Annotated in this window: 28 protein-coding genes and 1 tRNA gene; 20 read left to right on the forward strand and 9 right to left on the reverse strand. The window is 63.6% G+C overall.

The window, feature by feature from the left end:
* Positions 1 to 10: 10 nt before the first annotated feature.
* A complete protein-coding gene (locus L8F45_RS23990) occupies positions 11 to 958 on the reverse strand; it encodes a glycoside hydrolase family 19 protein (RefSeq protein ID WP_342360348.1) in 948 nt (315 codons plus the stop codon).
* A gap of 186 nt (positions 959 to 1,144) precedes the next feature.
* Here L8F45_RS23990 and L8F45_RS23995 point away from each other — a divergent pair, with 186 nt between their 5' ends.
* Positions 1,145 to 1,531 carry a RidA family protein gene (locus L8F45_RS23995; protein ID WP_342360349.1) on the forward strand — a complete coding sequence of 129 codons (387 nt, stop codon included), beginning with the start codon at positions 1,145 to 1,147 and terminating at the stop codon, positions 1,529 to 1,531.
* 104 nt (positions 1,532 to 1,635) lie between these two features.
* Here the strand turns inward: L8F45_RS23995 and L8F45_RS24000 are convergent, their stop codons facing one another.
* Positions 1,636 to 2,139, reverse strand: coding sequence for a group II truncated hemoglobin (locus tag L8F45_RS24000; RefSeq protein WP_342360350.1), 504 nt, complete (start codon positions 2,137 to 2,139; stop codon positions 1,636 to 1,638).
* Positions 2,140 to 2,310: 171 nt separating this feature from the next.
* Between L8F45_RS24000 and L8F45_RS24005 the strand changes: the two genes are divergently transcribed.
* Positions 2,311 to 3,675, forward strand: coding sequence for a hypothetical protein (locus tag L8F45_RS24005; RefSeq protein ID WP_342360351.1), 1,365 nt, complete (start codon positions 2,311 to 2,313; stop codon positions 3,673 to 3,675).
* Positions 3,676 to 3,692: 17 nt separating this feature from the next.
* Here L8F45_RS24005 and pncA read toward each other — a convergent pair whose 3' ends face one another.
* The 3 genes from pncA to L8F45_RS24020 all read right to left on the reverse strand — a co-directional run bounded on the left by pncA (position 3,693) and on the right by L8F45_RS24020 (position 5,428).
* Positions 3,693 to 4,319 (reverse strand): bifunctional nicotinamidase/pyrazinamidase, encoded by a 627-nt coding sequence (gene pncA / locus L8F45_RS24010; protein WP_342360352.1) that lies wholly within the window; start codon positions 4,317 to 4,319, stop codon positions 3,693 to 3,695.
* Positions 4,320 to 4,474: 155 nt separating this feature from the next.
* Entirely contained in the window at positions 4,475 to 4,678 is a 204-nt protein-coding gene (locus tag L8F45_RS24015) for a hypothetical protein (RefSeq protein WP_342360353.1), read from the reverse strand.
* Between the two features lie 114 nt (positions 4,679 to 4,792).
* On the reverse strand, positions 4,793 to 5,428 hold the full coding sequence (locus tag L8F45_RS24020) for a LysE family translocator (RefSeq protein ID WP_342360354.1): 636 nt from the start codon (positions 5,426 to 5,428) through the stop codon (positions 4,793 to 4,795).
* Positions 5,429 to 5,554: 126 nt separating this feature from the next.
* On the opposite strand from L8F45_RS24020, the gene L8F45_RS24025 reads away from it, so the two are divergent.
* Positions 5,555 to 6,250 (forward strand): helix-turn-helix transcriptional regulator, encoded by a 696-nt coding sequence (locus L8F45_RS24025; RefSeq protein ID WP_342360355.1) that lies wholly within the window; start codon positions 5,555 to 5,557, stop codon positions 6,248 to 6,250.
* On the opposite strand, the gene L8F45_RS24030 is transcribed toward L8F45_RS24025, so the two are convergent.
* On the reverse strand, positions 6,242 to 7,624 hold the full coding sequence (locus L8F45_RS24030) for an MATE family efflux transporter (protein WP_342360356.1): 1,383 nt from the start codon (positions 7,622 to 7,624) through the stop codon (positions 6,242 to 6,244). The two genes, L8F45_RS24025 and L8F45_RS24030, sit on opposite strands and share 9 nt — an antisense overlap.
* A gap of 119 nt (positions 7,625 to 7,743) precedes the next feature.
* Here L8F45_RS24030 and L8F45_RS24035 point away from each other — a divergent pair, with 119 nt between their 5' ends.
* The 4 genes from L8F45_RS24035 to L8F45_RS24050 all read left to right on the forward strand — a co-directional run bounded on the left by L8F45_RS24035 (position 7,744) and on the right by L8F45_RS24050 (position 11,232).
* The gene (locus L8F45_RS24035; protein WP_342360357.1) at positions 7,744 to 8,169 is read left to right on the forward strand and encodes a MarR family winged helix-turn-helix transcriptional regulator; all 426 of its coding nucleotides are present in this window, start codon (positions 7,744 to 7,746) and stop codon (positions 8,167 to 8,169) included.
* A 212-nt stretch (positions 8,170 to 8,381) separates the two neighbouring features.
* Complete coding sequence (locus L8F45_RS24040; RefSeq protein WP_342360358.1) at positions 8,382 to 8,690, forward strand: putative quinol monooxygenase; 309 nt, start codon at positions 8,382 to 8,384, stop codon at positions 8,688 to 8,690.
* 60 nt (positions 8,691 to 8,750) lie between these two features.
* Positions 8,751 to 9,785, forward strand: coding sequence for a MerR family transcriptional regulator (locus L8F45_RS24045; RefSeq protein WP_342360359.1), 1,035 nt, complete (start codon positions 8,751 to 8,753; stop codon positions 9,783 to 9,785).
* A 364-nt stretch (positions 9,786 to 10,149) separates the two neighbouring features.
* On the forward strand, positions 10,150 to 11,232 hold the full coding sequence (locus L8F45_RS24050; protein WP_342360360.1) for a MerR family transcriptional regulator: 1,083 nt from the start codon (positions 10,150 to 10,152) through the stop codon (positions 11,230 to 11,232).
* A gap of 102 nt (positions 11,233 to 11,334) precedes the next feature.
* Here L8F45_RS24050 and putA read toward each other — a convergent pair whose 3' ends face one another.
* Positions 11,335 to 14,454: a bifunctional proline dehydrogenase/L-glutamate gamma-semialdehyde dehydrogenase PutA gene (gene putA / locus L8F45_RS24055; RefSeq protein ID WP_342360361.1), complete on the reverse strand. Its 3,120-nt coding sequence runs from the start codon at positions 14,452 to 14,454 to the stop codon at positions 11,335 to 11,337.
* Between the two features lie 113 nt (positions 14,455 to 14,567).
* Here putA and L8F45_RS24060 point away from each other — a divergent pair, with 113 nt between their 5' ends.
* The 13 genes from L8F45_RS24060 (at position 14,568) to L8F45_RS24120 (ending at position 24,841) form a co-directional block, all read left to right on the forward strand.
* A complete protein-coding gene (locus L8F45_RS24060; RefSeq protein ID WP_342360362.1) occupies positions 14,568 to 15,032 on the forward strand; it encodes an Lrp/AsnC ligand binding domain-containing protein in 465 nt (154 codons plus the stop codon).
* Between the two features lie 229 nt (positions 15,033 to 15,261).
* Positions 15,262 to 16,386, forward strand: coding sequence for an S-(hydroxymethyl)glutathione dehydrogenase/class III alcohol dehydrogenase (locus tag L8F45_RS24065; RefSeq protein WP_342363558.1), 1,125 nt, complete (start codon positions 15,262 to 15,264; stop codon positions 16,384 to 16,386).
* Between the two features lie 169 nt (positions 16,387 to 16,555).
* On the forward strand, positions 16,556 to 16,939 hold the full coding sequence (locus tag L8F45_RS24070; protein WP_342360363.1) for an endonuclease domain-containing protein: 384 nt from the start codon (positions 16,556 to 16,558) through the stop codon (positions 16,937 to 16,939).
* Positions 16,940 to 17,222: 283 nt separating this feature from the next.
* The gene (locus L8F45_RS24075) at positions 17,223 to 17,435 is read left to right on the forward strand and encodes a cold-shock protein (protein WP_342360364.1); all 213 of its coding nucleotides are present in this window, start codon (positions 17,223 to 17,225) and stop codon (positions 17,433 to 17,435) included.
* A gap of 169 nt (positions 17,436 to 17,604) precedes the next feature.
* Complete coding sequence (locus L8F45_RS24080) at positions 17,605 to 17,880, forward strand: hypothetical protein (RefSeq protein ID WP_342360365.1); 276 nt, start codon at positions 17,605 to 17,607, stop codon at positions 17,878 to 17,880.
* Between the two features lie 59 nt (positions 17,881 to 17,939).
* Positions 17,940 to 18,356 (forward strand): hypothetical protein, encoded by a 417-nt coding sequence (locus L8F45_RS24085; protein ID WP_342360366.1) that lies wholly within the window; start codon positions 17,940 to 17,942, stop codon positions 18,354 to 18,356.
* 195 nt (positions 18,357 to 18,551) lie between these two features.
* Entirely contained in the window at positions 18,552 to 18,962 is a 411-nt protein-coding gene (locus L8F45_RS24090) for a hypothetical protein (RefSeq protein ID WP_342360367.1), read from the forward strand.
* Between the two features lie 787 nt (positions 18,963 to 19,749).
* Positions 19,750 to 19,826: transfer RNA gene (locus tag L8F45_RS24095), tRNA-Arg, on the forward strand.
* 180 nt (positions 19,827 to 20,006) lie between these two features.
* Positions 20,007 to 21,341 carry an NAD(P)/FAD-dependent oxidoreductase gene (locus tag L8F45_RS24100; RefSeq protein WP_342360368.1) on the forward strand — a complete coding sequence of 445 codons (1,335 nt, stop codon included), beginning with the start codon at positions 20,007 to 20,009 and terminating at the stop codon, positions 21,339 to 21,341.
* Between the two features lie 126 nt (positions 21,342 to 21,467).
* The gene (locus L8F45_RS24105; RefSeq protein WP_342360369.1) at positions 21,468 to 22,256 is read left to right on the forward strand and encodes a hypothetical protein; all 789 of its coding nucleotides are present in this window, start codon (positions 21,468 to 21,470) and stop codon (positions 22,254 to 22,256) included.
* Positions 22,253 to 23,710: a M48 family metalloprotease gene (locus L8F45_RS24110; protein WP_342360370.1), complete on the forward strand. Its 1,458-nt coding sequence runs from the start codon at positions 22,253 to 22,255 to the stop codon at positions 23,708 to 23,710. The genes L8F45_RS24105 and L8F45_RS24110 overlap by 4 nt, the downstream gene beginning before the upstream one ends.
* Before the next feature lie 62 nt (positions 23,711 to 23,772).
* Positions 23,773 to 24,246: a MarR family winged helix-turn-helix transcriptional regulator gene (locus tag L8F45_RS24115; protein ID WP_342360371.1), complete on the forward strand. Its 474-nt coding sequence runs from the start codon at positions 23,773 to 23,775 to the stop codon at positions 24,244 to 24,246.
* A gap of 88 nt (positions 24,247 to 24,334) precedes the next feature.
* On the forward strand, positions 24,335 to 24,841 hold the full coding sequence (locus L8F45_RS24120; protein ID WP_342360372.1) for a PaaI family thioesterase: 507 nt from the start codon (positions 24,335 to 24,337) through the stop codon (positions 24,839 to 24,841).
* Positions 24,842 to 24,847: 6 nt separating this feature from the next.
* Here L8F45_RS24120 and L8F45_RS24125 read toward each other — a convergent pair whose 3' ends face one another.
* Together L8F45_RS24125 and L8F45_RS24130 are read right to left on the reverse strand one after the other, a co-directional pair.
* The gene (locus tag L8F45_RS24125; protein WP_342360373.1) at positions 24,848 to 25,252 is read right to left on the reverse strand and encodes an acyl-CoA thioesterase; all 405 of its coding nucleotides are present in this window, start codon (positions 25,250 to 25,252) and stop codon (positions 24,848 to 24,850) included.
* Between the two features lie 145 nt (positions 25,253 to 25,397).
* Positions 25,398 to 26,027, reverse strand: coding sequence for a CarD family transcriptional regulator (locus tag L8F45_RS24130; RefSeq protein ID WP_342360374.1), 630 nt, complete (start codon positions 26,025 to 26,027; stop codon positions 25,398 to 25,400).
* Position 26,028: the final 1 nt, after the last annotated feature.

Here is a 26,028-nt window from a genome sequence, read left to right on the forward strand (position 1 = left end):
CGATTCCACCTCAAATTCCAAGGAAGAACTTGGCGCGTAGCAAGAACGCCTCGCGTTCCCTAAAAGTCGTGCAATTACGGCCATTGACCACAATGCACACTTGCCTGTGATTATCGGCGTCGGCGAGGGGATTCAAATTATGGGTTTCCCAGAACCATGTTGACACATCCGTCGCAAATCTTGGTTCAGTTGCGACCCTAGCCGGGTTGTTATCCGTCAGAAAGTCTTCGCCAATGCTAGCGCCATAGGCTGTATAGTTCGCTCGGCCGGTCAGTTGTATCAATCCGCGTCCCTTGAAGCGGACGCCGTCGCCGGGCTCCGTATTGCCGAGATTCGCCCTCCCCTCATAGGCCGCGCCACTCGCGGTTTCCTCGCTATAGAAGAACGACATGCTCTCATGCCCGAGCTGCGCGAGAAAATGCGCCTGCCGAAGAGACGTGTTGATCGCGCGCGCCTCCATCCCGGCGAACAGTAGCGCCGCATACTTATCTATATCGGTCACGGTGGCGGCGGGCATGATTCCAAGCAACTTGACCGCATCGAGCCCACTGGGAATGGCGTCCCGAAGCGATCGAAGTGTCGCGCCTCCGGGATCGATCCGTCCATCGGGCTTCGGCGCTTTCATCACGCGCGACTGATATTCCCGAATCGCGTCCTTCGTCGATTGCGTGCATGCGCCATCGACGGGCAGTGGCGGCTGTGGAGGCGGCAGCCAAAACGGCATCTCCATCGGCGCCTCCAAAAATGACGGCTGCCGAAGCGCTGGCGGCTGAAGCGATGGCGGCCCCACCAGCGGCCTCTGCAGAAATGGCGGCTGCTGAAGCGGCGGCTGCGGCCACTGCATCTGCGACCGGCCATAATTCAGCAGAATCTGAACGATAATTACGTCTGCATGAGCATTGCGGCCATGTTCGCCGACAGAGGCTAAAATGCACATCGCGCCGAACCAATAATTCAATCTATTGCTAGCTTAGGTGGGGCGCGAGGGCTGTCAAGCTGCATGCGTTCGCGCGTGGGCTAAATTGAATAGTTGGAGGCGCCGCTGCTCGTCGCGCATGCAAATTAGTTGAGCAAAGTCTCGCAACCAGCCTTTTCTTTTTTACGTCGCTGCATGCCATAGTGGCGCGAATTCGAGGACGCGCCTATGCAACTCATCCCGCGCAATCCAACCGCTGGAATTTATCCGGCTACGGACGATTACGTCCATGCGATGGAAGTCATTCAGCCGCAGCGATTTCTCTTCATCAGCGGCACGATGGGGCTCGACGCGCAAGGCGTCGCCGGCAAGACGCTCGACGAGCAGCTCGCGCTGATCTGGTCGAACATCCGCGCGATCCTCGCGAGCGCCGGCATGAGCACGGACAATCTCGTGCGTCTCACAAGCTATCTGCGTGACGCCTCTTATGCGGAAGCGAACGCTGCGGCGCGCATCGCGGCGCTTGGCGAGCGCCGCATCCCGACGACCGCGATCGTGGCGCAGACTCTGGTCGAGGACTGGCTGGTCGAGATCGAAGCGATCGCCGCGGCGTGAGCGCCAGAGCAATGTGCGGAAAAGTGGGAACCGGTTTTCCGCGAAAAACGTTGCGACAAAAAAGAGTCGCCCTGCGATTCGACTTGAGGGCGCGCCGTTTGCTCTCACTCCGGCCGGTAAGGGCCGCCGGGATGGCCCCAGCCCCATGTCGGCATCGGCGCCTTGTCGTCGACTTCCGTGTCTGGCGCTGAATTGATCACGGCGAGCCGCGTGCCCCATTCGATGTAGGCGAGAAAGGCCGAGCGGAATTCGGGATCGGCGGGCAGTCCAGCCTCATCGGCGGCGTCGCAGATTAAAGACACCCAGCGTCGTCTTTGCGGCTCGGTCAGCATGCGCCCGATATGGTGGCGGATCATCTCGGCGTGCGCGCCAGGCTCGCCATGCGCCTCCGACCACAGGCGCGGGCCGCCGAATACTTCGGCGACAAAGCCGGCGACATGCTCGGGATGATCGTCGCCCATCCTCGCGAAGACAGGCGCAAGCAGCGGATCGGCCTTCACCTTGGCGTAGAACACGCCAGTCAGCCGACGGAACGCGTCGAGGCCGCCCGCCCATTCATAAAGGGCGGGAATAGCCTCGTCCGGCTTGGCATTGGTCGCGACGTTCATCGGCGTCTCCTCAGCTCCCGATGTGAGCGCGCCCTGTCTCGAAATCAATATTCCGCACGGCTGACAAAAGGCTCTTCATTCGCTATTATTGCGTCCTGCTTTCAAGACCATTGTTGAGCGCCGGCCGTCTTTCGCCGGTGATATTGCAACGCAACGTTTCGGGGGCGGACGATGGCGACTGCGCTCACGCGGCAACTGCTTCGCGGGTTGATGGTGACGGTTGCGCGCCGCGACAATGTCGCGCTGGATAATCTGTCATTGCGCGCTCTCAACGCCGAGGTGCGTCTCGCCGTCGATCACGCCGGCCAGCCGCTCTATAATCAAGCGACCACGAACGACGTGAAAGCCGTGATCGCGGAGCTGCGCGCGGGCCCTTTCCCGACCCATGATCCGGCAAGGCCGATGGAGCAGTTCAGCTTCGAATATTGGTATAACTATTTCTTCAAGGAGCTCGCCTGGGCGCGGCAGCTCGATTTCATCATGCCGGTGCTCAATGACGACGGGAGCTATCGCACCGAGAATCAGGTTTTCGAGAAAGAGCGTCTGTTCTCGGAGATGCTGGAGCTGGGCTTCACGCCTTTCGTTGCAAATGACAAACTGACGGCCGATCAGGTGATGGCGCATGCGATCAAGGACTCGCTCAGCGAGTTGCAGCGCAAGAACGTCAATGTGCTTTTCCGCGGCGATGGGCGACCGTCGGAAAAGATCAAGAAGGATGGCGGCACAAAGCCGCAAACGCGCGTCGATGATCTGCGCGTGTCCCGGCATATGTTGAGCTATTGGCATCCCTTCAAGACGCGGGGCGACAGCGTCTGGGTGCGCAAGGGCTTCAACCAGGATAATTGCCTGTTTTCGGCCGTCAGCGTCACCCCGCAGTTTGGCGTGGCGACGAAGTTTCCGTTGCTCAACGATCTCGAAGGCTCAAATCCCGACGCCATCGGCCATGCGTGGGTGATGGTGCGCGACAGGACGCAAGCAGCCGGAGGCAGCGCGTTCCAGCAGGCGCGGCAGGTGTTCGCCAAACCGCAGGCGGAGAGCGCGCTGCGACCTTTAACGCTCATGGCGAGCAAATCGAACATCTATGTCGTGCGTGCGCGCAGCGCCTACAACACGCAGAATTATCAGGTCGGATCGACATTTCCCGAATATGCGTCTGAAGATCTCGACTGGGCCGACCATCTCCTCTGCTTCAACGTCACGCGCATTCATTTCGGCGCCGGCGACGCCAATGCAGGCCATCTGATCGTCGTCAATGAAAGCCGCTGGCTGCAGGATGAAGCGCTCATCGCCTCTGTGCTCGCGGGGCCCGCAAGCATGACGGAGTTGCGCAAGTTCAAGGCGGATATCGATGCGCTCGCGAAGCTTCACAGCGGCGCCGGCGGTATGGTCTACACGCCGCCCGGCGTCGATCCGCCGCCTTTCGACATCGTGACGGTGCGCGAGTCATTCCGGCCGGGCAAGCCCGCGCCAGACTCCGATCCTTTCATGACCGATGGGCGCAGGAAGATCGCCATTCCCGCAGCTTTCAGGAACTAGAGCGATTTTCGTGGTTGCTACGCCGGGAGGTCGGCCGCGCTGATCCGCTTCACGCCGGCGTCACCCATCGCTTTCCAGGCCGCCGCCAGCGAACCGTTTGCATCGATCGCGCGGCAGGCGTCCTCGACGACAAGCGCTTCGAGGCCCGCCGCGCGCGCATCCTGCGCCGTCCAGGCGACGCAGAAATCGGTGGCGAGACCAGCGCAGACGACGCGCGTCACGCCGCGCTCCCGGAGATAACCGGCGAGGCCAGTGCTCGTCGCGCGATCGGCCTCCTTGAATCCGGAATAGGAATCGACCGAGACGCGATAGCCCTTGCGGATGATCGTCTGCGCGCCGGGAATATCGAGCGCGGCATGGAATTCGGCGCCGCGCGTTCCCATCACGCAATGGTCCGGCCACAACACCTGCGGGCCGTAAGGCATCTCGATCGTCTCGAACGGATTTTTTTCGGGATGCGCGCTGGCGAAAGAGGCGTGCCCCGGCGGATGCCAGTCCTGCGTCAGAACAATCGTCTGGAATCGCTTCGCCATCGCATTGATCGGCGCGATCACGGCGTCGCCATCAGGCACGGCGAGCGAGCCGCCGGCGCAGAAATCGTTCTGCACGTCGATGACGATGAGCGCGGTCGACGCGTCGATCATGAAACTCTCCCGGGCTTCGGCCGATGCGCCCAGGAGAGGAGCATGGCGGCGCGTGCGCGTTTGCGACCAAGGCTTCCACGACATCGTCCCAACACGACGTCAAAGCGAAAGCGCGGATACACATCGGCCGAGCATCACGCCGCGAGGCCTGCAATTCAATAGGCGCTGGCGCCTTCGCCGATCAGGCGCTCGCGCGCCGGCGCCGGAGCCTGCGACGCCACGGGCTTCGGCTTTGCTTTCGGCTTCGCCGGCTGCGTCTTGGCCGCGGTGGTTCGCTCGACAGCAGCGGCCGGGCTTGCGAAAGCCGCGGCGAGGGCGACCAGCAACAGACCGATCGCGAAGTGTGTGGCGAAGCGCATGGCGTCCTCCCGAAGCGCGCGGCCCGTCGCCGCTGATGGAGGCGTTAAACTCGATTGCTCGCGTTGCCGCTGTTCCCGCGGAGACAGGGCCTCCCGAAGCGAACGCTGCGCGCATCAGCGCGTCGCCAGGCCTTCCCACGCGGTGAGCGCGGCCGCGACGATGAGCAGCACACCGGCGGCGCGTCCGGCCGCCATGGTGACGCCGGGATTGCGCGTCAGCAGATCGCGGCTCTTGCCGGCGGCCAGCGCAAGCCCGCCATAGACGCTAAGCTGCGTCGCGGCGACCATCAGCCCCATCGCCAACCCCTGACTCCAGAGCGGCCCATATTGCGGCCGCACGAACTGCGGAAACACGGACGCGGTGAAGAGATAGGCCTTCGGATTGAGAAGGCAGGTGATCGCGCCCTGCCGGAACGCCGTCCATGCCGGGCGCTTCGGCGCGCCTTCGACGGCTTCGACGGTGATGGCGCTGCGCATCAGCGTGACGCCGATCCAGGCCATGTAGGCCGCGCCGGCGAGCAGCACGATGTTGAACAGGGAGGGCGCAAGCCGCAGCAGCAATCCGATGCCTATCAGGCCGGACAACGTGTGGATCGTTCCACCGGCGATCACGCCCGCCGTCGCCGACAGGCCGGCCTTCCGCCCGCCTGACAGCGCGTTGGCGACAATGAACAGCATGTCCATGCCGGGCACGATGATGATGCCGAACAGGAGGACGAAGAACAGGCTCAGATTTTCCGCGTAGGACATGTCAGTTGCTCGGCGACGCCATTACCTGAGGCTTTGAAGAAATGCTGCTCTCCCAAGCCGATGGCGGGTGCTATAGGGGAGGCCAACTGACAGCCTTCTGTCAGTTGTGATCGCGGGAGGAGCGCCATGCGCAAGGCGTCGCGCCTGTTCGAGATCATCCAGATTCTCAGACTGGCGAAGCGGCCGACCACCGCCGCCGAGATCGCGGAAAGCCTGGAAGTCACGCCGCGCTCGATCTATCGCGACATCGCGGCGCTGCAGGCGATGCGCGTGCCGATCGAGGGTGGGCGGGGCGTCGGCTACATCCTGCGGCCGGGCTTCGAGCTGCCGCCGCTGATGTTCTCGATTGAGGAGACCGAGGCGATCGTGCTGGCGCTGGCGCTGCTCGATCGCACGGGCGACTTCGAAATCAGGCAGGCGGCGCGTCGTGTCACCCAGAAGATCGCGGGTTCGATCCCTGCGCCTCTCAGGCGAACGCTCGACGCCGGCGCGCTGCATGCGTGGGGAACGACATTCCCCGATCCCGATGGCGTCAATCTCGCGCTCGTCAGGCGCGCCATCCGCGACGAGCAGAAGATCGCCATCGATTATCGCGACGAGTTCGGCCGCGCGACCGCGCGCATCATCTGGCCGCTCGCGCTGATTTATTATTCGCAGGCGGCCAATATCGTCGCCTGGTGCGAATTGCGTCAGGCGCTGCGCAATTTCCGCGCCGATCGCGTCGAAGACAGCGCGCCGGTCGAGGATTTCTTTCGCGGCGACGGCGACAGGCTGCGGAAAGAATGGGTCGCGGGCTGGACCGAGACGTCTGCGTCAGCCTGACGGTTGCGCAACCGCAAGCGCAGGCATTTTTTCTTTCCGGAACCAGACTCCGCCGGCGATCGCCGCCGCGTTCGCGACGCCATAGGCGACGAGCGCCAGACTCAGCGCGGCGAAGAGCATCCAGCCTTCGCCCAGCATGGTCACGGCGAGCCATCCGCCGCCGGCTGCGATGAGAACACGCATCAGCGCGATCCCCATGGCGTAGCCGACGACGCCCGCGCCCTGGGATGCGAAATAGAGCGCGAGTCCGCCGCCGAAGAAGCCATAGACGGGACCGACGATGCGCAAATAGCTCGCGCCGACCGCGATCATCTGGGGATCGTCGCCGAACAGGCCGAGCCAGCTCGTGGGAAAGAAAGCTGCGACGAGCCCGATCAATTCCGTCAACACGCCGGCGATCGCCGCGCCGGTCCAGGCGGCGCGCAAAGCGCGCTCCTTTTGGCCGGCGCCGATGCATGTTCCAACAATCGCGCCAAGCGGCGCGCCAAGGCCGAACACCAGCGGCACCAGCAGATATTCGAGCCGCACGCCGGCGCCATAGCCCGCGATCGCCGCGGGCCCCACAAGACCGGCGAGGCCGGTCGCAACGACGGCGGTGACATTGGTCGAGAAGCTGACGATCGATGACATCACGCCGACGCGCAGGATGTCGCGCATGGGCGGCCAGCTCAGTCGCGGCGGTGTCGGTGAAGGATTGAGCACGCCGCGGCCGGACCAGAGATAGGCGGCGAACACGATGCTGCCGACGACGTAATAGAGCAGGATCGCGACGCCTCCGCCGGCGACGCCCATCTGCGGCAACGGTCCCCAGCCGAAAATCAGCATCGGCGAGAGCGGGATGAGCACGAGCGCGCCGACGGAAACGACAGCCGCCGGGAAGAACATGTTGCCTGAGCCGCGAATGACGGCGGCGAGCGAATTGAACAGCCACAACGGAATCGCGCCGGCGAAGACGATCGAGGAATAGATCACAGCCGCCTGAAGCGAACCGTCGCGTCCGCCCATAAGCGCATAAAGCTTCGGCCCGAACGCAAGCGCGACGACAGTGGTGACGGCGCCGAGCGCAAGCGTGATCGCGACCGCGCTCCAGACGAGTTCATTGGCGCGGGCCCGATCGCCTGAGCCGAGCGCTCGCGCCACGGCGGAGAGAATGCCGCCGCCCATGGCGCCGGCGGAGATCATCTGCAGCAGCATCAGAAGCGGAAAAACGAGCGCCATGCCGGCGAGCGCGTCGAGGCCGAGCTTGGCGACGAAATAGGTCTCTATCAGCCCGACCGAGGTCTGCACGACCATGACCACCACTGTCGGCAGCGCCATGCGCAGGATCAGGGGAACGATCGGCGCTTCCAGAAGCGTGCGCGTGCGCGGGTCCATGGCGGCTCCCATTCCGAGATAGGCGCATATGCGCCTATTTCTTGACCTCAATACGCGCATATGCGCATATCGGCAAGAGCGGCGTCGCGCAGCGGATCGACGCCCGGAGAGGAGGAGCCATGCAGGAGGCAAATGGAGAGAGCCTGTGCAACTGCCTGGCGCTTCGCCAGGCGGCGCGCCATGCGAGCCAGCTCTATGACAAGCATCTGGCGTCGGCCGGGCTAAAGGCGACACAATATTCGATCCTGGCGAAGCTTGGCCGGCTCGGGCCGCAGTCGATCAACCAGCTGGCGAAATCCATGGTGATGGATCGCACGACGCTTGGCCGCGCCATCCGGCCGCTGGAGCGCGACAAGCTGCTTGGCGTCGGGCCCGGCGCCGACGGACGGACCCGTAGCCTCAAGCTCACCGCCGCCGGCGAAAGGAAACTTAAAGCGGCGCAGGCGAAATGGCGCGACGCGCAGGAAGCTTTCGAAGCCGGTTATGGCGAATCCGAAGCCGCCGATTTGCGCGCCGCGCTGCGCAAGATGGTCGCGTCGGTGTGAGGGCGTCGGCTCGCACTATGTGATCGCCCGCGAACTCCATTTCAGCGTCATCGCCGGGCTCGACCCGGCGATCCAGATCATCCGCCAATTGCTACAGCCTCGCTTGAATATCTCTCGCCGAGAGGCATGACCTCGGACGTAATGGCGGCTCTCCCTCGCCTGATGGAGAATTTCGCAGAAATTTCCGACCGGGAAATCTGCGGAGAGCGCTCATGAGCGTCACCTATGTCATCGTCTTTCATGTCAGGCCGGCGCAGCGTGAGCGATTTCTCGCGCTGTTGAACGGCGTGCTCGACGCCATGCGTCGCGAAGAGAATTTCCGAAACGCCACGCTGCATCGCGATCCCGTCGATCCCGATCGTTTCATGCTTCACGAAACATGGGCCGATCATCAGGATGTGCTCGATGTGCAGATCAAGCGGTCCTATCGCGACGCTTGGCATGCGGCGCTGGAGGATATTCTCGAACGCCCGCGCGAAATTTCGATGTGGGAGGAGATGCGGGCGGATCGGAAGGCTTAGTTGACCCGGCCCGTGGGGCCGGCCTGATAAGGCTGCGGTCAACGACCAGCGAGGTGATTCGTGAACGCGTCCGCGGAATTCCTGAATTCATCCGAAGCGGCGAAACGGCTTGGCGTCTCCGCGAAGGCGCTGCGGCTCTACGAGCAGCGCGGGCTGATCAGGCCGGTTCGCACTGCGGCGGGGTGGCGCGCCTATGGTCCCACGGAAATGGCGCGCGCTGCGGAGATCGTGGCGCTGCGCGCGTTGGGCTTGAGTCTCGCGCAGACAGCACGCGTGCTGGAGGGCGATGCGCATGATCTCAAACCTGCGCTGGCGGCGCATGAGGCGGCGCTCGAAGGTCGTGTGCGTGAGATCGCCGATGCGATCGGGAAAGTGCGCGAATTGCGCACAGGTCTCGCCCGTGGTGAACCGCCAACAGTCGATGACCTCGCGCAGCTGACGCGCGCTGCGAGCGAGGTTGTCGTTTCCTTCGAGCTGCCGTGGCCGTGGGGCGGCGAACAATTCGAACTTCGCGACATCAGGGCGTTGAATTACATCATCGGGCCGCTCGGCAGCGGCAAGACGCGGCTGGCGCAGGCGATCGCTGCGTATCTCCCCGGCGCAGCTTTCATCGGCCTCGATCGGGCCGATCACGATGCGCGCGAAGCAAGAGAGCGGATTGATTTGGATTCCGCGCTGAAGTCGCGCGTGGAGAAAACTCTGGCGTGGCTCATCGAAGATGGCGCGCAGGAATCTGCGGCGCTGATCGCGCTTCTCGCCGCGCTGGAATCGAAAGGCCCGACATATCTCGTCATCGACATGATCGAGCAGGGGCTGGATCAGGCGACGCAGGAAGCGTTGATCGCGCATCTGCGCCGCCGCGACGCATCCCCTCCTTCGCTGTTCTTTCTCACGCGCTCCTCGGCGATTCTCGATCTCGCCGCTGTGGGGCCTGATGAGGCGATCATTTTCTGCCCGGCCAATCACAGCCCGCCAATGCGCGTCGCTCCCGTTCCCGGTGCGCCAGGTTATGAAGCCGTCGCCATGTGTCTCGCATCGCCTGACGTGCGCGCGCGAACGGAGGGGACGGTCGCGGTGAGAGCGAAAGTGGCGTGATGGGAATTTCTGGAAGGCGGAACCGTATCGCGATCTGATCGATGCGACTCTTGTTCCAGATGTCATCGCCGGGCTTGACCCGGCGATCCAGTATTTCCAACGCTGCCAGCTCCAGAAAATCTGGATCGCCGGGTCAAGCCCGGCGATGACGGGAAGAGCTGAGCTTCAATTCAAACGAGTCTCACTCCCCCATCGCCAGCAGACTCGCATTTCCGCCCGCCGCAGCGGTGTTGATCGACACCACCTGCTCATGGGCGAAGGCTTCGACACGCCGGCTCTGAGCCGTTTTTGCCCCTCTTTCGTGAAAAACCTCTTGAGCCGCCCCTAAGGTCATATCTTAGGTCGATGTTTCAGGAGGACGCCAATGCGCGATCAATCAGGCAAAGAAGTCTGGATGGCGGCCGCAGAGTGCGCTGATCGCCTGGGCCTGACGGTCCGCGCGCTCCGCGTCTACGAGCAGCGCGGTTTGATTGCGCCGAAGCGCACTGAGAAAGGATGGCGCCTCTATGGCGGTCAAGAAATCGCCCGGCTTCACGAAATACTTGCATTAAAACGCTTGGGTTTGAGCCTCTCGCGCATAAGCGAACTTCTCAAGGGGCACGCGATCGATCTCGATCGCACTCTCGCCATGCAACAGTCAATCCTGTTGCAGCTGCGCGAGCGTGTCGAACAAAGCCTCTCGCTGATCAACGCTGCGCGCACGAAGTTGTCCGTAGGTGATGTGCTCTCGACAAATGAACTCATCAGCCTTGTGAAGGAGACGAAGATGACGGATGCAGTTCCCGATACGATCGCGTGGCGGCGATATGAACAGGCAAGACCACGCACAGAATATACCGTTAATCCGGGCCTTCTTGAAAAATATGCCGGGCTTTATCAGTTCGAGAACGGCCCCATTTTTGCGATCACCAGTGACAAAGATCGCCTCCTCGCGAAATTGGAAAATCAAATGGCCGTCGAGCTTTTTGCGGAAAGTGATAAGAAGTTCTTTCTCAAGGCGGTTGCCGCGCAAATTTCTTTTTTGGTGCTTGAGGCAGGCAAAGCTAGCGCTCTTGTCCTCCATCAAAATGGACTGGAGCAGAAGGCCGACCGCGTCGACGAGGCGGCGGCGAAAGTCGCGGCGGACTATGTGGCGGCTCGCATCGCGGCCAATAAACCGATACCCGAAAGCAAGACGGTTCTCCAACGCACGATTCTCGACCTGCAAAGAGGCGAGCCCGACTATGATCAAATGAGCGCATTGCTGGCGGCGATCGTCCGCGAGCAATTACCGACCGTGAGTCCACATCTTCGCTCGATGGGAGCGTTGAAGGAAGTTTCGGTCAAGCGTGTGGGAAGGAAGGCAGGGGCGGACGTCTATGACGCGGCCTTCGAGAATGGAAAGTTAGAATGGCATCTAAAGCTGGACGCCAACGGCAAGATCACAGGATTGCGGATGCGAACCTGATCTGGCGATTCCTCGTTTTCAATGTCTTCTGCCCTTCAGAGCTGGATCGCCGGGTCAAGCCCGGCGATGACGGGAAGATTTGAGCTTCAGCTCAAACTGCCCTCACTCCCCCATCGCCAGCAAACTCGCATTTCCTCCGGCAGCCGCGGTGTTGATCGACACCACCTGCTCATGGGCGAAGCGCTTGAGATAATTCGGACCGCCGGCCTTCGGGCCCGTGCCTGAGAGGCCCGAGCCGCCGAAGGGCTGCGTGCCGACGACGGCGCCGATGATGTTGCGGTTGATGTAGAGATTCCCGGCGGGTGTCAGCTTCTCCACGATCTCCATCGTCTCGTTGATGCGCGTATGCAGGCCCATGGTGAGGCCGTAGCCGGTGGCGGCGATGTCCTCGATCAGGCCATAGAGCCCACGCTTCGATGTGGGATCGAGCCGGTCGGCGCTCCAGCGCGCCACATGCAGCACCGGGCCGAATACTTCTTCCTTCAAGTCGCGCGCCGATTTCAATTCGACGATCTGCGGCGCGACAAAGGTTCCGCTCGCGGGCGCTTCGCCCAGCGCATAAACCTTTTTTCCCTCTGCGCGCACGCGCGCGACATAGGCGTCGAGCTTGTCCTTGGCTTCCCTGTCGATGACGGGGCCGACATGGGTGGCGGGATCGGCGGGATCGCCAAGCTTCAACTCCTTCGTCGCGCCGACGATCATCTCGATGATCTTGTCGGCGACATCCTCCTGCACGCAGAGAAGACGCAGCGCCGAGCAGCGCTGGCCGGCCGATCTGAAGGCCGACGTGACCACATCGTCAGCCACCTGCTCGGGCAGCGCGGTTGCATCGACAATCATGGCGTTGACGCCGCCGGTCTCCGCGATCAGCGGCACAATCGGTCCGTCCTTCGCCGCGAGCGCGCGATTGATGAGGCGCGCGACCTCTGTTGAGCCTGTGAAGGCGACGCCCGCGACTTGCGCGTGCGCGACGAGCGCCGCGCCAATGCGGCCGTCGCCAAGCATGAGATGCAGCGCTGATTTCGCGACGCCGGCTTCATGCATGATCTTCACGGCAACGCTTGCAATCAGCGGCGTCTGCTCCGCGGGCTTCGCGATCACGGCGTTGCCAGCCGCGAGCGCAGCCGCGACCTGGCCGGTGAAGATCGCCAGCGGAAAATTCCACGGGCTGATGCAGACGAAGACGCCGCGCCCGCGATGGATCAACCGGTTCTCCTCGCCGGTCGGCCCGGGAAGAAGCTCGCCGGCGCCAAAGCTCTTTTTCGCTTCGCTCGCGTAATAGCGCAGGAAATCGACGGCCTCGCGCACCTCCGCGATGGAATCGTCAATCGTCTTGCCCGCTTCCGCCTGCAGCAGCGCGATCAACGCGGGCAATCGTTGCTCCATGAGATCGGCGGCGCGTTCGAGCGCGGCGCTGCGTGTAGAGACGGGTGTCGCGTTCCACTTCTCAGCGAAGGCCGCTGCGTCGCGCATGGCGTCGGCGACGGCGGACGCATCGGCTTCGATGACCTGTCCGACAATCTGGCTCGTGGCGGGATTGGGCACGGGGCGCTGCGTTCCCTTCACGGCGACGCCTGAAATCAGCGACGCGGCCGAGAGCGATGAATTGATCGCCGCGCGCGCGCTTTCGATATCGCCGCTCAATCTTTCCAGACTCCCGGCATGGCCGAGTTCGACGCCGGATGAATTCTTCCGCGACGCGCCATAGAGATTGATCGGCAGCGGCAGTTTGGCGTTCGCCGCCCTGTCGGGCGAACCGATCCAGCTTTGCGGCCGTGCGAGCAGATGCGCGACGGGCACGCTCGCATCCGCGGCGACGCTGACGAAGCTCGAATTCGCGCCGTTCTCCAACAGGCGCCGCACGAGATAGGCGAGCAGATCGCGATAACCGCCAACCGGCGCATAGGTGCGGCAGGCGACGCCCGGCCTCGTCTCCAAAAGATGTTCGTAAGCGGCTTCGCCCATGCCGTGCAGGCGCTGGAATTCGAAGCCCTGCTGGTCACCCGCCAGCTCAAGCACCGTTGCGATGGTGAGCGCGTTATGCGTGGCGAATTGCGGAAACAGGCGCGGCCTGCGCTTCAGCAGCTCCTGCGCGCAGGCCGCATAGGAGAGATCCGTCATCGCCTTGCGGGTAAAGACGGGATAGCCGGCGAGGCCGCGCTCCTGCGCGCGCTTCACCTCGGTGTCCCAATAGGCGCCCTTCACCAGACGCACCATCATGCGGGAATCATAGGCTGCGGCGAGATCGTCGATCCATCTGATCACGTCGCGCGCGCGCTTCTGATAAGCCTGAATCGCGAGGCCGAATCCATCCCAGCCGCGCAGGCTGTCATCGGCAAAAACAGCTGATATCACGTCGAGCGAGAGTTCGAGCCGGTCGGCCTCTTCGGCGTCGATGGTGAAATTGAGATCGTGCGATTTCGCGAGGCGCGCAAGCTCGATGACGCGCGGAACAAGCTCCTTCAGCACGCGCTCCGAACTCACCGCCTCATAGCGCGGATGCAGCGCCGACAATTTCACCGAGATGCCGGGGCGGTTGGGCAGTTTGTCATTGCCCGCTTTCGCGCCAATGGCGGCGATCGAATCGGCGTAGCTTTTCCAGTAGCGTTGCGCGTCTTCCGCCGTGCGCGCGCCTTCGCCGAGCATGTCGAAGGAATAGCGGAAGATGCGGCCGCTCTTGCTCGTCGCGCGTTTCAGCGCGTCCTCGATCGTCTCGCCGAGCACGAAGTGATTGCCGAGCACGCGCATCGCCTGACGCGTCGCGAGCCGCACGGTCGGCAGGCCCATGCGCTTCACGAGCTGGCCAAGCACGCCTTCCGGCGTTTCGCCGGGTTGAATGAGTCGCGACGTCACGCCGAGCGCCCAGGCCGAGGCTGACACCAGCAGCGCATCCGACTTGGTTTCGTGATGGGCGAAATCGCCCTGGCCCAATTTGTCCTCGATCAGGCGATCGGCGGTCGCGCCGTCAGGCACGCGCAACAGCGCCTCGGCCAGCACCATCAGCGCCAGCCCCTCGCGGGTGGAGAGCGAATATTCGCGCAGCAATTCCTCGACGCCGCCGATGCCGCTTTTCTGCTTTCTGATCGCGCCGATGAGATCGCCGCCGAGCGCGTCGATGCGCTGCTCGCGCTCGGGCGCGAGACTCGCCGCCGCGAAGAGATCGCGGGCGAGGGCGACGTCGTCAGGGGCGTAGGGCGCGCGGAACGGGGCGGGAGCGGGCATTTCGGGGCCTCCGGGAATAATCCTGTATATCGCAGGATTGCCAGAGGTTCGAGAGGTGATTAAAGCTAATCGCCTGCGACATTCGCTATCAAAGCGCGCAATCTCGGTGAAACATGCATGAGCTTGACCGGGCCGACAAGGCCCTGCTGGCGGCCCTCCAGGAAGACGGGCGGATGTCGCTGACCGACCTCGCCCAGAAGGTCGGCCTGTCGCCGACGGCGACCACCGAGCGGTTCAAACGGCTGCAGCGCGACGGCTTCATCACCGGCTTCAAGGCGCTGCTCGATCCAAAGCTGCTCGGCCGCGGCTTCCTCGTCTTCGTCGAGGTGCTGCTCGACAAGACCACGCCTGACATCATCGACCGTTTCAAGGAGGCGGCCAAGCGCACGCCGGAGATTCTCGAATGCCATCTCGTCGCCGGCGGCTTCGACTATCTCATCAAGACGCGGCTCGCCGACATGGAGGCCTATCGCGTGTTCCTTGGCGACAAGCTCTGGGCGATGCCTGGCGTGAAGGAGACGCGCACCTACGCCGTCATGGAGGAGGTGAAGAGCGACGGCCCGTTGCCGATCGGGTGAACCTTCACCCTCCCCTTGAGGGGGAGGGTCGATCCGAGCGTTCGCGAGGATCGGGGTGGGGTGATCATCGCTTGGACGCGGTTCGGCTCTCACCCCACCCCGCTCGTCGTCATGCTGCGCATGCCGCCGATCGACCCTCCCCCCTCAAGGGGAGGGTGGCCGGCCTCTTGCCTCGCCGCCCCGCGCCGTCGGATGGTCGCGCAACGATTCCAAAATCGAGGACGCCATGATCGAAACTCGCGCCGCCGTCGCCTGGGAGGCCAAGAAGCCGCTCACCATCGAGAAGATCCGCATCGAGGGGCCGAAGGCGGGCGAAGTCCTCGTCGAGATCATGGCGACCGGCGTCTGCCACACCGACGCCTACACATTGTCCGGCCTCGACTCCGAAGGGAAATTCCCCTGCATCCTCGGCCATGAGGGCGCAGGGATTGTGCGCGAAACCGGCGCCGGGGTCACATCCCTAAAGCCCGGCGATCATGTGATCCCGCTCTACACAGCCGAATGCCGGCAATGCAAAACCTGCCTCTCCCGCAGGTCGAACCTCTGCACCGCCGTGCGCGCCACGCAGGGGCAGGGCGTGATGCCCGACGGCACCTCGCGCTTCTCCTGCGACGCCGGCCAAGGGTCCAAAGACGTGTTTCATTACATGGGCTGCTCGACCTTCTCGAATTTCACCGTGCTGCCGGAGATTTCGCTGGCGAAGGTTCGCGAGGACGCGCCATTCGACAAGATCTGCTACATCGGCTGCGGCGTGACCACGGGCGTCGGCGCCGTCATCTACACCGCGAAAGTCTGGCCGGGCGCGAATGTCGTGGTGTTCGGTCTCGGCGGCATCGGGCTCAACGTCGTTCAGGCGGCGCGCATGGTGGGCGCCGACAAGATCATCGGCGTCGATCTCAATCCCGCCAAGGTCGCCGTGGCGAAAAAATTCGGCATGACCGATTTCATCAACCCCGATGAAGTCGGCCGCGACAAGGTCGTGCAGGCGATCGTCGATTTGACCGGCGGCGGCGCCGATTTCTCCTTCGAATGCATCGGCAATGTGAACACGATGCGCCAGGCGCTGGAATGCTGCCATCGCGGCTGGGGCGAATCGATCATCATCGGTGTTGCGCCATCAGGCGCGGAGATTGCGACGCGGCCGTTCCAGCTCGTCACCGGGCGCGTGTGGAAAGGCTCGGCTTTCGGCGGCGCAAGAGGCCGCACCGATACGCCGAAGATCGTCGACTGGTATATGGAGGGCAAGCTCAACATCGACGATCTCATCACGCACACGATGCCGCTTGATCAGATCAATCATGCGTTCGATCTCATGCATGAGGGGAAATCTATCAGGAGCGTGGTGGTGTTTTGAAACTCGCTCGCGCACAGGCGCGAGAGCGTACGCCGATCGCGGAGGTTGGCGCGAAGCGTGTTTCGCGACGGGCGCGATGTTTCAAAGTTTCGTCCCTCTCCCCTCGTGGGAGAGGGTGGCTGCCGCGGCGCGATGCGAAGCATCGTCGCGAGGCAGCCGGGAGAGGGGGATGTCCCGCCGCGTCGATACTGAGCATCGCGAGTTTGCGAAGACGCAACGGACGACAATGTCCGCTGCGGAAAGGGTAATCTGGAACGCTGTGCGCGCCGGCCGGCTCGACGGGTGGAAATTCAAGCGGCAAATTCCATTCGGGCGTTATGTCGTTGATTTCGTCTGTTTCGAAGCGAGACTCATCGTTGAAACTGATGGCCCGATGCATGACAGCGACGATGCGCGTCGGCATGATGCGCGCCGCGATGCGTTTCTTCGTTCTGAAGGCTTTTCGGTGTTGCGGTTGCCGAATAATCTTGTGCTTGGCGCGCCCGACATCGCAGCTCAGCGTGTTGTCGAAGCGCTGACGGCTTCGCGTTCCCAGTCAAATGCGCAGCTTTGATTTTGAACCCCCTCTCCCGGCCTTCGCATGACGCGAAGGCCACCCTCTCCCACAAGGGGAGAGGGCGCTAATCTCGATGGTTATCGCGCTGCTTCAACTGCGCTCCTTGCATTCCCCGCCATTCTCCCCTATATGCCTGCGATCGAATTCTGGTCGACCGATTTGGCCGACGCGCGCAATCAGCCCGCGGCCCGTTCATCTCCTCCTCTTCGAAATCGATCTGCTCAACCGGCGCTCAATCGTGAGCGTGGGAATGAGCCTCTACGTGTGAAAGACTATCTCAATGCAAACCGGAACCGTGAAATGGTTCAACCCGACCAAGGGTTTTGGATTCATCCAGCCTGACGCCGGCGACAAGGACGTGTTCGTCCATATCAGCGCTGTCGAGCGCTCGGGCCTCGGCGATCTGCGCGAGGGCCAGAAGGTCAGCTACGACCTCGTCGCGGACAAGCGTTCGGGCAAGGTGTCGGCCGACAATCTCAAGGCTGCTGCGTAAACGACATCGCGAATTTGCGGATGCGTCGACCACGGATGTACTGGCGACAGGTCGCAAACAGAGCGTTGATGAAGGGCGGGGAGAAATCCTCGCCTTTTTGTTTTTTGCAATCCGGACGCGGTTCTTTCAACGCGCCGGAGATGAAGCCGCGCTGGCGGCGGGAGCGGGAATGAAGAAGAGCGGTTTCACCTCGTCGGCGCTGTTTCCGGAGTCGAAATGGGGCGCCAAGGCGGAGCCTGACGTCAGCGGGCTCGCCAGCTATCAGGCCGCCCAAAGGGCGGAGGATGTGAAAACGCAGAAGCTGAAAGCGCTGCGGCTGGCCAAGGAAGCCGCCGAGCGCGCGGCGCTGGCGACAGCGGAAAAGCCCGCGCCGAAGAAAAAGGCGAAGAAGCAGAGCGAGCCCGAGATTCCCAAGGCGCGGCGCTCTGTCAGTTGGGGTCTCTGAATTGCGGATGTCTTTTCAAAAGCGTACGCTTGAAAACGCCGGTTTCGCGGGGCGTCGTTATGCCTAAAGACTCCCAGGACGCCGAAAAGCCTTCGAGCGACAGCGAGAATTCGCCGTCGGGCGTTCGTCTCAGCATCCGCATGCGCGCCGACATGATGCGCGAGATCGATAAATTCATCGATCTGCATGGTGAGCCGAAGCCCAGCCGTTTCGAAGCTGTGCGCGAGCTTGTCGAGGCGGGCCTCGCAGTCCATCGCCAGAAACGAGCCGCTGCGAAAGCGACCGCCTCAGAGGCGCGCAAGGCCGATTACGCCAAGGCGACCGCCGATCACGCGAGGGCTTTGCTCGACCAGGACGAGAAGACCGAGCGGCTGCGCCAGCTCAGGCTCGCGAAGGAAGCGCATGATCTCCGGATTGCGTCAGCCGAGACGGTCCAGCCGAAGAAGCGTGCTGCGAAACCTGCGAAAGACGCCTGAGCGGCTTTCGTTTTTCGAGCGCCAGAGAAAGCATCGATGAAGGGCGGGGAGAAATCCTCGCCTTCTTGTTTTTAGTCCCGTTATTCGCTCGGGCGAGCGTGCGCTCCTCCTCTCACCCCGTGCTCCATCGCACCGCGAAGCCGGCTCACCGGTCGCATCCTCTGTTCATCAGGCTTTCCCAGAGGAGACGGCCAGATGACCGGGATCAGAACGCTTTTCGCTTCGGCCGCGCTTTCCGCCTTCGGAATTCTTGCGCTTGGCGCCTTCGCCACTCCGGCTCTCGCCGACAATGTCCGCGTCCAGTCCGGCCTCATCTGCGACACGATCGAGCATGCGACGCGCGTCAGCGAGCTCGTCGAGGGCAACGACTTCGGCCAGGCTATCATCGCGGTCAATCTCGAAGCGGCGAAGCCGGCCGCCTGCGGCTTCATGGCGGTCGCCTACACCGACGCCGAGCAGACCCACGACGTCCGCGCCGAGAATGGCGTGCAGCTCTTCCGCATCATCCGCATCACGGTGGTCGGCGTTCCCGGCCCGAATGGTCTCAAGAAGGTCGCGCCCGTGACCCGCTTCGTGCTCGCGCCGGCGCTCTCCATAGAGGCGTAGGCGCGCAAAGCGCCCTTGACATTTCTGGACTAAATTCCTATCATTGATGGTGCCTCTGCTCTTCTCGGGGCCGTCCGGGTCAGGACCGAACGGGAGCAGAGGGCGGACCTGCGGATTTCCGCCACGACCTGGCGGCGGAGATTCCCGGGGGCTTCCGACAGCACGCCCGCCTGACACTACGATCAGGCTGTCCGAACGGACCTTAAGCGGGAGACCGCGGAGAGCGTGCGACAGGAGGTTAGAGAATCCGCGCCGGGAGCGCCGGAAGGCGAAATCCCATCACTCATTTTCGGCCGCGCCTGTCAGGCGCTCCCGGCCTCCCTTGGAGGCAAGGATGAAGGGAAGAGAGCAAAGCTGAGAGGGTTTCAGAGCCACGCGCGAGCGTGAGGCGACGATGCTGCGCATCGCGCTGATTTCGCGCGTCCATCTTTACGCGCCTTCCCTCTCCCCCTGCGGGAGAGGGTGTCGCCGCGGCGCGATGCGAAGCATCGTCGCGAGGCGACGGGTGAGGGGGAAGCATCTCGCATCGAGATTCCCCCTCATCCGTCGCTGCGCCAAGCGCAGCGACACCTTCTCCCGCGAGGGGAGAAGGGGGCCGCGAGGTACGGCAAAGACCCCGGTCTCCATTCCGCTCGGCTCCCGCCTTCGCGAGGCAAAAGCTTCGCTTCGGCGTGGCAAGTCGCCTCACTCCACGGAACCGGTGACGGACGCAGCATGAGATGATCGCGCTGCCGCAAACGACCACCGTTCACAGTCCGGCGCGAACAATGTATGAGCGGCCCCGCGTGGTCCCGTAGCTCAGCAGGATAGAGCGGCGGTTTCCTAAACCGTAGGTCACAGGTTCGAATCCTGTCGGGATCACCATCCTGCCCAAAAATGGGAACGAGATTGCGCGCGTGATATTCGCGGCCTGCGCGTCGATCACGGCTGTATCGCGCCGGCAAATATCGACAAACCGACTGCAATCCCCCATCGCAGGATGATGCGGATGGCGCGCGGTTTCGCGCCCTCCCGCTCATTGGCTGACGAGAGGGCAGGGCGTTCATGGGTGTTGTGGTCGACCGCATCGCGACGGATGAAAAGCTTCCTGCGCGCGCCAGCGTCGTCATCATCGGCGGCGGCGTCATCGGCGTCTCGACCGCGCTGTGGCTGGCGCAGAAGGGCGTCGACGTCGCGCTGTGCGAGAAGGGTTGGATCGCCCATGAACAGTCCTCGCGCAACTGGGGCTGGGTGCGCGTCATGGGGCGCGATCCCAAGGAGATCCCGCTTGGCGTCGAAAGCCTGCGCATGTGGCGCGACATGGATCGCCTGGTCGAGGGCGACACGGGATTCAAGCAGGCTGGCATCGTTTATGCCGTCGACACCGAGAAGGAAGTTGAGGCCTATGAGGAATGGCTTGAACATGCGCGGCCGTTCCAGCTCGACTCGCGCCTGCTGAAGCCGTCCGAAATCGCCGATGTGCTGCCCGGCGTGGCGCGCAAATTCGCCGGCGCGATCTACACGCCAAGCGACGCGCGCGCCGAGCCGCAGAAGGCGGTGCCGGCGATGGCGGCGAAAGCGCGCAAGCTTGGCGCGACCATCGTCGAGCAATGCGCCGTGCGGGGCGTCGAGACGAAGGCGGGGCGCGTCAGCGGCGTGGTGACCGAGAAGGGCGTCATCGCCTGCGATAGCGTCGTGCTCGCCGGCGGCGCCTGGTCGCGCCTGTTCTGCGGCAATTTCGGCGTCGACCTGCCGCAGCTCAAGGTGCTGGGTTCGGTGATGCGCACCGAGCCGTTGGAAGGGCCGCCAACCACCGCCTGCGGCGGTTCGGACTTTGCGTTCCGCAAGCGCTTCGACGGCGGCTACAACATCGCCCAACGCAGCGCTTCGGCCGCCGAGATCACGCCGGACAGCTTCCGTCTGTTCACCGACTTTTTCCCGTCGCTCCTCAAACACAGCAAGGAATTGCGCATCCGCGCCGGCGCGCGGTTCGTCGAGGAATGGAAGACGCCGCGGCGCTGGAAGCTCGACGAAGTTACGCCGTTCGAGAAAACGCGCGTGCTCGATCCCAAGCCGGCGCAAAACGTGCTCGACGAAGCGAAGCGAAATCTCATCGCCGCGTTCCCCGCCTTCAAGGACATGAAGATCGCCGACTCCTGGGGCGGCTATGTCGATGCGACGCCGGACGCAGTGCCCGTCATCGGCGAACTTGAAACCCTGCCCGGATTCTTTTTCGCGACGGGATTCTCCGGCCACGGCTTCGGCATTGGTCCGGGCGCCGGGCGGCTCGTCGCCGACCTCGTCACCGGCGATCCGACCATCGTCGACGCCGCGCCCTACAGCTACAAGCGCTTCGCGCGCATGGCGAAGTCGAAGCCGGATTTCACCGCGCGCGCCTGAACGCCGGGGAGACAAAATTCGGGTCGCGCAGCGATTGTCGCGCGGGCGGCGCGGCCCCATGTTCCCGGAATGTGGACGCGTCGGCATCGCCTTTTTTTGTGCGCGCCGCTTGCGGCGCTGATCGTCGTGGGCGCCTCCCGCGCGCAGACGGTCGCGACTGTGACGCCTCCGCAGCAGGAAGCCACAGCGACCGCCGATCCCTGTCTTGCTCCAGGCGGCGCCGAGGCTGCGATTTCGGAGGTCACCGAGTTCGGCGATCTCAAACTGTCGGACGGGCGGCTGGGGCGGTTGGCTGATCTTGATCTCGGCGTCGATTCGATCGCGGCCGGGCGCTGGCCAGCGCATGTCTCGGCGATCCGGCAGGTTCTTTCCGGCCTTCACGGCAAGGTCGATGAGGCCGGCGCCTTTCCCGATCGCTGGGGACGCCTGCCGCTGCGAATCAGCGTCGTCGCTGAAGGAAATGCGGCCCGGTCCGCCCATGCACTGCTGGTCGAGAAGGGACTCGCCCGGATATGGCCGCTTGGCGAGCAGGATTCCTGTGCAGGCTCGCTGCTCAAGATCGAATCCGAGGCGCGTCAGAAGGCGCTTGGACTGTGGCGCGAACCGGGTTCGAGATTGCTGAAATCAGACGAGATCGCAGCGATTCAGGCGATGGCCGGCCGCTTCGTGATCATCGAGGGAAGGGTCGTTTCGGTGGGCGAACGACCGCGCCGCATCTATCTCAATTTCGGACGCGATTTCCGTCGTGACTTTACAGCAACACTCTCGCCGCGTACGGCCAAGCTCCTCGAAAAAGCCGGAATCACGCCGTCTTCGCTGCGCGGGCAGATTATCCGCGTCAGGGGGATGGTTGCAGCGCGGCGCGCTCCGGCCATCGAGATCACGAGCGCGGGACAATTAGAGGTCGTCAGGTGAGGCTGACTGGCAGAGGCTGGGGATGGAGCGCCGGGTTCGCACCGGCGACGGCGGCGTTTGTGGCGCTGCTGGTTTCCGGCTGCGTGACCTCGGACGAATCCGGCGTGAAGCCCGTGCCGCTGCCAAGCGCGACGCCGCGCGTCGTCGGGGCCGCCAATGGAGAAGAGCAGGCGCACGCCCAGCTCGTCGCGGCCTTCGGCGGCGCCTATAAGTCGCCGCGCGTCGAGGGCGTGCTGAACGACATCATCCACCGGCTGGTGGCGGCGAGCGACGATCCTTCGCAAAGCTACAAGGTCACGATTCTCAACAACCAGTCGATCAACGCCTTCGCGCTGCCGAGCGGCCATCTCTATGTGACGCGCGGCCTGCTCGCGCTGGCGAATGACACGTCCGAGATCGCGGCCGTGATGGCCCATGAGATCGGGCACGTCACCGCGCGCCATGCGGTCGCGCGCGGAGAGCTCGAACGCAACGCCGATCTCGTGCGGCGCGTCAGCGTCGATCTGCTGAATGACCAGAACAGCGGCGCGCAGGCGCGCGCCCGCTCGCGGCTGACGTTGGCGAGCTTCTCGCGCCAGCAGGAGCTTGAGGCCGATCAGATCGGTGTGCGCACCATGGCGAAGGCGGGCTACGATCCCTACGGGTCCGTGCGCTTCCTGACCTCGCTTGGCCGGAGCTCCGGCTTGCGCGCATCGGGACGCGTCGATTTCCTTGCCACCCATCCCAGCACGCCGGAGCGCATCCAGAGGGCGACCGCGGCGGCGCGCCAGATCGGCGGGCCGGGCCTTGGCGAACATGGCCGCGAACCCTGGCTCAAGGCGATCGACGGCATGACCTATGGCGATGAGCCGGGCGAGGGCATGATCCGGGGCCGGCGCTATCTCAATCCGGCCGTCGGCTATCGCTTCACCGCGCCTGATGGTTTCATCCTTGAGCGCAGCGGGCAGGCCGTGATCGGCCGCGCCAGCAGCGGGTTGCAGGCGATGCGGTTCGACCGTGTTGCGCCAGAGTCCGGCCAGAGTCTTGAAGATTATCTGAAGTCGGGGCTGCTCGAAGGCGTGGCCGTCGAGGATGTGCGCGGGATGCAGGTCAGCGGCATGCCTGCGGCTGTTGGCGTCGGCCGCAGCAAGGACTGGAATTACCGCCTCGGCGTCGTCGAGATGAGCGGCAGCCTCTATCGCATGCTGTTTTCGGCGCAGTCGCTGACGCCTGAGATCGACAAGAGCTTCGTGGCCTCGATCGAGAGTTTCCAGACGCTGTCGCCGGATGAGGCGCGGGCGGCGAAACAGACGAAGATCACGATCGTCACGGCGCAGCCTGGCGACACCGCCGCGACGCTCGCCCAGCGCATGGCCGTCTCCGATAATGCGGAGCAGCGCTTCCTCGTGCTCAACGGGCTCGACGGACCCAACGCGGTCAAAGCAGGCGAATCCTACAAGATCATCGTGGAGTAGCAGCGTTTCCTTGTCGGCGAAGAGTTCTTGACTCGATGATTGTGTAGATACACAATCGCTGCATGAACGCTCAGGACGAAGATCTGCGGCGACAGGTTCTCGATATCGGGGCCGGCTGTTTCGCGCTGCAGGCGCGCAAGACCGCCAATCTCATCGCGCGCGTCTATAATCATGCGGTCGCCGGTCTCGGGCTCGAAATGTCGCAATTCTCGACGCTGTTCCTGATCGCGGCTGGCGGCGGCGAGACGGTGAGCGACGCAGCGCGGCTGCTGGGCGTCGAGCGATCGACGCTGGTGCGCAATCTCGCTTTGCTGCAGCGCGACAAGTTGATCGTGAAGAGCGAAGGCGGCAGCGCCGGCTATCGCCTGACGTCGCGCGGGCGCGCGCTCACGCGGCAGGCGGTGCCGAGATGGGCGGCCGTGCAGCGACAGATCGAGGATGCGCTCGAATTGCCGGGTGAACGCGACCCGCGCCCCGGCATGAAAGCGTTGCGCGCTGCGGCGCGCGGCGTTTCTTCGATTTCCGATACACGGTAGCGGCGACAATGCGAAGGCTCATCGCTCGCGCTTCTCTGTGTAGCTACACGATATGCGCCGCAGCCTGCGGCTCATCGGAGGACTTGTGATGACGCTTGCTTCTGCCGTCGAGGTCGGGCCCTGGCCACGCGAGGCGATCGCGCCGCTCAACGGCCGTGAAGTGCTGGAGCAGATGATGGCCGGCCGTCTGCCGGCTCCGGATTTCGGCGTCACCATGCAGATATGGCCCGAGGAAATTGGCGACGGCCGCGTCGTCTTCAGGGGCGAGACTGGCGAAGCCTTTCGCAATCCGCTGGGCTCCGTGCATGGCGGCTGGATATCGACGATCCTCGACACCGCGATGGCTTGCGCTATCCATTCGCTTCTGAAGCCGGGGCAGCTCTACACGACCACGTCGATGACGATCCAGTTCACGCGCGCGCTGATCGGGGATGGTCAGATTGTGCGCTGCGAGGGCGTCGCTATTCATGCCGGTGGGCGCGTAGCTACGGCGGAGGGACGACTCTACGATGCGAAGGGGCGCATGATCGCCCATGGCAGTGAGAGCTGCCTGATCATGGAGATCGAGCGCAACAAGGCGAGTGCGGCGGCGTAGGGCGGCTCAGGCCTGTGCGGGAATTGCTCGCGGCTTCCCCTGATCATCGATGGCGACGAAGGTGAAAGTCGCGTCCGTCACCTTCTCCATATGGCGCGTATGAAAGCGCACGGCCCAGGCCTCGATATGGATGCGCATGGAGGTGCGGCCGATCTTCTCGATGTCGGTGTAAACGCAGAGCACATCGCCGACGCGCATCGGGCGAATGAAGGTCATCGCCTCGACCGCCACGGTTACAACGCGGCCGTGCGAGCGTTCGACGCCGGCGATGCCGCCGGCCTGGTCCATGCGCGACATGACCCAGCCGCCGAAGATGTCGCCATTGGCGTTGGTGTCGGCTGGCATGGCGATCGTGCGCACGGTCAATTCACCGCGCGGCTTGTCTTCGGTCGTCGGGCCGGTCGTCGTCATGCGAGGTCACATCCGGTTGGCGTGACGTTGATGCCTGCATGCTGCGGCGCTGACAACCGCGCCGCATTCGCATTCAGGCGCACACAAAAAAACCGCCGCGCGATGCGCGGCGGTTGATTTGTTGAGCGAGGCTCGCGGAAGGCGATCAGGCCGCTTCTTCCTGAGCCTCTTCGTCATCCTGCTCGATGGCGTCGCTCTTGCTGCCGCGCTTCGGCGCCTTGGCGAGCTTCTCCTCGAGCGCCTTCACGGCTTCCTTCTCGGTGATCTTCCTGACGGCCGCGACTTCGCGCATGACGCGATCGGTCGCCGCTTCGTAGAGCTGGCGCTCGGAGTAGGACTGCTCGGGCTGCGCCTCGGAGCGATGCAGATCGCGCACCACCTCGGCCACCGCGATCAGATCGCCGGAATTGATCTTGGCCTCGTATTCCTGCGCGCGACGGGACCACATCGTCCGCTTGATGCGGGCCCGTCCGGTCAGGACTTCGAGAGCCTTGTCGACCACCGCCGGCTCGGACAGCTTGCGCATGCCGACCTGCTGCGCCTTCGCGGTCGGAACGCGCAGGGTCATCTTGTCCTTGTCGAAAGTGATGACGAACAGTTCGAGCTTGAAACCGGCGACTTCCTGCTCCTCGATCGCGACGATCTTGCCGACGCCGTGCGAGGGATAAACCACATGCTCATTGGTCTTGTATCCGTGGCGCCCGCCGGAAGGTTTCTTGGCGGCGACGGGCTTGGCGGGGGCGATCTTGGTATCGGGCATCTTTGCTGCGGACATT

The sequence above is a fragment of the Terrirubrum flagellatum genome, assembly GCF_022059845.1.
Taxonomy (GTDB): Bacteria; Pseudomonadota; Alphaproteobacteria; order Rhizobiales; family Beijerinckiaceae; genus Terrirubrum; species Terrirubrum flagellatum.

Excerpts from the sequence above, each read along its gene's own strand:
- L8F45_RS24050 (WP_342360360.1), top strand. The coding sequence starts at position 10,150 with ATGCGCGATCAATCAGGCAAAGAAGTCTGGATGGCGGCCGCAGAGTGC.
- L8F45_RS24035 (WP_342360357.1), top strand. The coding sequence starts at position 7,744 with ATGCAGGAGGCAAATGGAGAGAGCCTGTGCAACTGCCTGGCGCTTCGC.
- L8F45_RS24080 (WP_342360365.1), top strand. The coding sequence starts at position 17,605 with ATGAAGAAGAGCGGTTTCACCTCGTCGGCGCTGTTTCCGGAGTCGAAA.
- L8F45_RS24005 (WP_342360351.1), top strand. The coding sequence starts at position 2,311 with ATGGCGACTGCGCTCACGCGGCAACTGCTTCGCGGGTTGATGGTGACG.
- L8F45_RS24015 (WP_342360353.1), bottom strand. The coding sequence starts at position 4,678 with ATGCGCTTCGCCACACACTTCGCGATCGGTCTGTTGCTGGTCGCCCTC.
- L8F45_RS24075 (WP_342360364.1), top strand. The coding sequence starts at position 17,223 with ATGCAAACCGGAACCGTGAAATGGTTCAACCCGACCAAGGGTTTTGGA.
- L8F45_RS24040 (WP_342360358.1), top strand. The coding sequence starts at position 8,382 with ATGAGCGTCACCTATGTCATCGTCTTTCATGTCAGGCCGGCGCAGCGT.
- L8F45_RS24085 (WP_342360366.1), top strand. The coding sequence starts at position 17,940 with ATGCCTAAAGACTCCCAGGACGCCGAAAAGCCTTCGAGCGACAGCGAG.
- L8F45_RS24030 (WP_342360356.1), bottom strand. The coding sequence starts at position 7,624 with ATGGACCCGCGCACGCGCACGCTTCTGGAAGCGCCGATCGTTCCCCTG.
- putA (WP_342360361.1), bottom strand. The coding sequence starts at position 14,454 with ATGCCCGCTCCCGCCCCGTTCCGCGCGCCCTACGCCCCTGACGACGTC.
- pncA (WP_342360352.1), bottom strand. The coding sequence starts at position 4,319 with ATGATCGACGCGTCGACCGCGCTCATCGTCATCGACGTGCAGAACGAT.
- L8F45_RS24125 (WP_342360373.1), bottom strand. The coding sequence starts at position 25,252 with ATGACGACGACCGGCCCGACGACCGAAGACAAGCCGCGCGGTGAATTG.
- L8F45_RS24000 (WP_342360350.1), bottom strand. The coding sequence starts at position 2,139 with ATGAACGTCGCGACCAATGCCAAGCCGGACGAGGCTATTCCCGCCCTT.
- L8F45_RS24070 (WP_342360363.1), top strand. The coding sequence starts at position 16,556 with ATGTCCCGCCGCGTCGATACTGAGCATCGCGAGTTTGCGAAGACGCAA.
- L8F45_RS24115 (WP_342360371.1), top strand. The coding sequence starts at position 23,773 with ATGAACGCTCAGGACGAAGATCTGCGGCGACAGGTTCTCGATATCGGG.
- L8F45_RS24025 (WP_342360355.1), top strand. The coding sequence starts at position 5,555 with ATGCGCAAGGCGTCGCGCCTGTTCGAGATCATCCAGATTCTCAGACTG.
- L8F45_RS23995 (WP_342360349.1), top strand. The coding sequence starts at position 1,145 with ATGCAACTCATCCCGCGCAATCCAACCGCTGGAATTTATCCGGCTACG.
- L8F45_RS24100 (WP_342360368.1), top strand. The coding sequence starts at position 20,007 with ATGGGTGTTGTGGTCGACCGCATCGCGACGGATGAAAAGCTTCCTGCG.
- L8F45_RS24120 (WP_342360372.1), top strand. The coding sequence starts at position 24,335 with ATGACGCTTGCTTCTGCCGTCGAGGTCGGGCCCTGGCCACGCGAGGCG.
- L8F45_RS24130 (WP_342360374.1), bottom strand. The coding sequence starts at position 26,027 with ATGTCCGCAGCAAAGATGCCCGATACCAAGATCGCCCCCGCCAAGCCC.
- L8F45_RS24060 (WP_342360362.1), top strand. The coding sequence starts at position 14,568 with ATGCATGAGCTTGACCGGGCCGACAAGGCCCTGCTGGCGGCCCTCCAG.
- L8F45_RS24090 (WP_342360367.1), top strand. The coding sequence starts at position 18,552 with ATGACCGGGATCAGAACGCTTTTCGCTTCGGCCGCGCTTTCCGCCTTC.
- L8F45_RS24020 (WP_342360354.1), bottom strand. The coding sequence starts at position 5,428 with ATGTCCTACGCGGAAAATCTGAGCCTGTTCTTCGTCCTCCTGTTCGGC.